Raw genomic sequence first — 3,309 nt, forward strand, 5'->3', positions numbered from 1 at the left:
TACATGCTTTAGACCGGAGAAGACGTTGCGGGACCTGCCGAAGGTACCCGGAGACATCCCGAGCGATCGGGCGCAGTGATGCGTGGTCTTTCTTCTTCCGGGTCAAATCAAGCGCGATAAGGGCGTTTGGTGGATGCCTTGGCAGCAAGAGGCGATGAAGGACGTGATACCCTGCGATAAGCTTTGGGGAGCCGGGAATAGGCTTTGATCCAAAGATCTCCGAATGGGGAAACCCACCTGAAACTCTGTTATTGTCACCTTCGGGTATCAATAACGGTGTTAACCAGGGACTTGTGACTTGAATACATAGGGTTACAAGAGCGAACCCGGGGAACTGAAACATCTAAGTACCCGGAGGAAAGGAAATCAACAGATACTCCCCCAGTAGTGGCGAGCGAACGGGGACCAGCCGAGCCGTGAGAATGACCGGAATGATCTGGAAAGATCAGCCATAGCGGGTGACAGCCCCGTACGGGAAGTTCGATCGGACGCAGTAAGTAGGGCGGGACACGTGAAATCCTGTCTGAAGATCGGGGGACCACCCTCGAAGGCTAAGTACTCCTTGCTGACCGATAGCGAACCAGTACCGTGAGGGAAAGGTGAAAAGCACCCCGACGAGGGGAGTGAAACAGTTTCTGAAACCGGACGCCTACAAGCAGTCGGAGCTTCCTTGAGAAGTGACGGCGTACCTTTTGTATAATGGGTCAACGACTTGGTCTATCTAGCAAGCTTAAGCCGTTAGGTGTAGGCGCAGCGAAAGCGAGTCTTAAAAGGGCGAATAAGTTAGATGGATTAGACCCGAAACCAGATGATCTAGCCATGTGCAGGATGAAGGTTGGGTAACACCAACTGGAGGTCCGAACCGACACCCGTTGAAAAGGGTCCGGATGACGTGTGGCTAGGGGTGAAAGGCCAATCAAATCTGGAGATAGCTGGTTCTCCGCGAAAGCTATTTAGGTAGCGCCTCGGACGAATACCCTGGGGGGTAGAGCACTGCATGGATGATGGGGGCCCACAGCCTTACTGAGTCTAAGCAAACTCCGAATACCCAGGAGTACTATCCGGGAGACACACGGCGGGTGCTAACGTCCGTCGTGGAGAGGGAAACAACCCTGACCAACAGCTAAGGCCCCCAATTCGTGGCTAAGTGGGAAAGCATGTGAGACTTCCAAAACAACCAGGAGGTTGGCTTAGAAGCAGCCATCCTTTAAAGATAGCGTAACAGCTCACTGGTCTAAACAAGAGGTCTTGCGGCGAAGATGTAACGGGGCTCAAGCCACGAGCCGAAGCTTTGGATGCACTCTTTGAGTGCGTGGTAGCGGAGCGTTCTGTGAATGAACGCCGCCTCTTCTATCCTTCGGGATAGCGGAGGCAACGTTCTGACTGTGAAGCCGGGCCGTGAGGCATCCGGTGGAGTGATCAGAAGCGAGAATGTTGACATGAGTAGCGACAAACAGGGTGAGAGACCCTGTCGCCGAAAGTCCAAGGGTTCCTGCTTAAAGCTAATCTGAGCAGGGTAAGCCGGCCCCTAAGGCGAGGCCGAAAGGCGTAGTCGATGGGAACCAGGTTAATATTCCTGGGCCAGGAGATGGTGACGGATCCTCAGGGTTGTTCGATCTTAACGGATTGATCGGGCAGCTGCGGGGTCCCTGGAAATAGCCCTCCATGAGACCGTACCCGAAACCGACACAGGTGGACTGGTAGAGAATACCAAGGCGCTTGAGAGAACCACGTTTAAGGAACTCGGCAAAATACCTCCGTAAGTTCGCGAGAAGGAGGCCCTGTTCGCAGGCAACTGTGGGCAGGGGGCACAAACCAGGGGGTGGCGACTGTTTACTTAAAACACAGGGCTGTGCGAAGCCGTAAGGCGACGTATACAGTCTGACGCCTGCCCGGTGCCGGAAGGTTAAAAGGAGGGGTGCAAGCTCCGAATTGAAGCCCCGGTAAACGGCGGCCGTAACTATAACGGTCCTAAGGTAGCGAAATTCCTTGTCGGGTAAGTTCCGACCTGCACGAATGGCGTAACGATCTCCCCGCTGTCTCAAACGTGGACTCAGCGAAATTGAATTGTCTGTGAAGATGCAGACTTCCCGCGGTTAGACGGAAAGACCCCATGCACCTTTACTATAGCTTCGCACTGGCATCAGGATTGTGATGTGCAGGATAGGTGGTAGGCGCTGAAACCGGGACGCCAGTTCCGGTGGAGCCATCCTTGAGATACCACCCTTCGCACTCTTGATGTCTAACCGCGGCCCGTTATCCGGGTCCGGGACCCTGCGTGGTGGGTAGTTTGACTGGGGCGGTCGCCTCCCAAAGAGTAACGGAGGCGCGCGAAGGTTGGCTCAGAGCGGTCGGAAATCGCTCGTTGAGTGCAATGGCAGAAGCCAGCCTGACTGCAAGACTGACACGTCGAGCAGAGTCGAAAGACGGCCATAGTGATCCGGTGGTCCCGAGTGGAAGGGCCATCGCTCAACGGATAAAAGGTACGCTGGGGATAACAGGCTGATGATGCCCAAGAGTCCATATCGACGGCATCGTTTGGCACCTCGATGTCGGCTCATCTCATCCTGGGGCTGGAGCAGGTCCCAAGGGTATGGCTGTTCGCCATTTAAAGAGGTACGTGAGCTGGGTTTAGAACGTCGTGAGACAGTTCGGTCCCTATCTGCCGTGGGTGTAGGATACTTGAGAGGAGTTGCCCCTAGTACGAGAGGACCGGGGTGAACGTTCCACTGGTGGACCAGTTGTCGTGCCAACGGCAGTGCTGGGTAGCTATGAACGGACAGGATAAACGCTGAAGGCATCTAAGCGTGAAGCCCCCCTCAAAACAAGGTATCCCTTGAGAGCCGTGGAAGACCACCACGTCGATAGGCCGGAGATGTAAGCGCAGCAATGCGTTCAGTTGACCGGTACTAATGGCTCGATTGGCTTGATTTGATCCGGAAGAAGACAGACCACTGCCTTCTCCATCAAAAGCAACTTGGACAATGCTTCGGACGCGGCCCACAGGTCGCCCCGGAACGCTGAGCGTTTCTTCCCCGGTCTGGTGGCCATAGCACGAGCGAAACACCCGATCCCATCCCGAACTCGGCCGTTAAGCGCCGTCGCGCCAATGGTACTGCGTCTCAAGACGTGGGAGAGTAGGTCACCGCCAGACCTGGAAAGAAACGCAAAAAAAAATCTCTCGGAACGATAACCATCCCCAACCGATCCCGCCTCAACGGATCCCACGGGGAAACCCCCGCCGCACAAGCGGCACGGTCGCGGGGTAGAGCAGCCCGGTAGCTCGTCAGGCTCATAACCTGAAGGTCA

The 3,309-nt window shown here is 55.4% G+C and carries 2 rRNA genes; both read left to right on the top strand.

Annotation, left to right across the window (positions count from 1 at the left end):
- Positions 1-105 precede the first annotated feature (105 nt).
- Positions 106-2,934: ribosomal RNA gene (locus BLW17_RS17095) — 23S ribosomal RNA — on the top strand.
- Positions 2,935-3,039: 105 nt separating this feature from the next.
- Positions 3,040-3,154 (top strand): 5S ribosomal RNA (rrf, locus tag BLW17_RS17100).
- Positions 3,155-3,309: the final 155 nt, after the last annotated feature.

It is taken from the genome of Paracoccus sanguinis (genome assembly GCF_900106665.1).
Taxonomy (GTDB): Bacteria; Pseudomonadota; Alphaproteobacteria; order Rhodobacterales; family Rhodobacteraceae; genus Paracoccus; species Paracoccus panacisoli.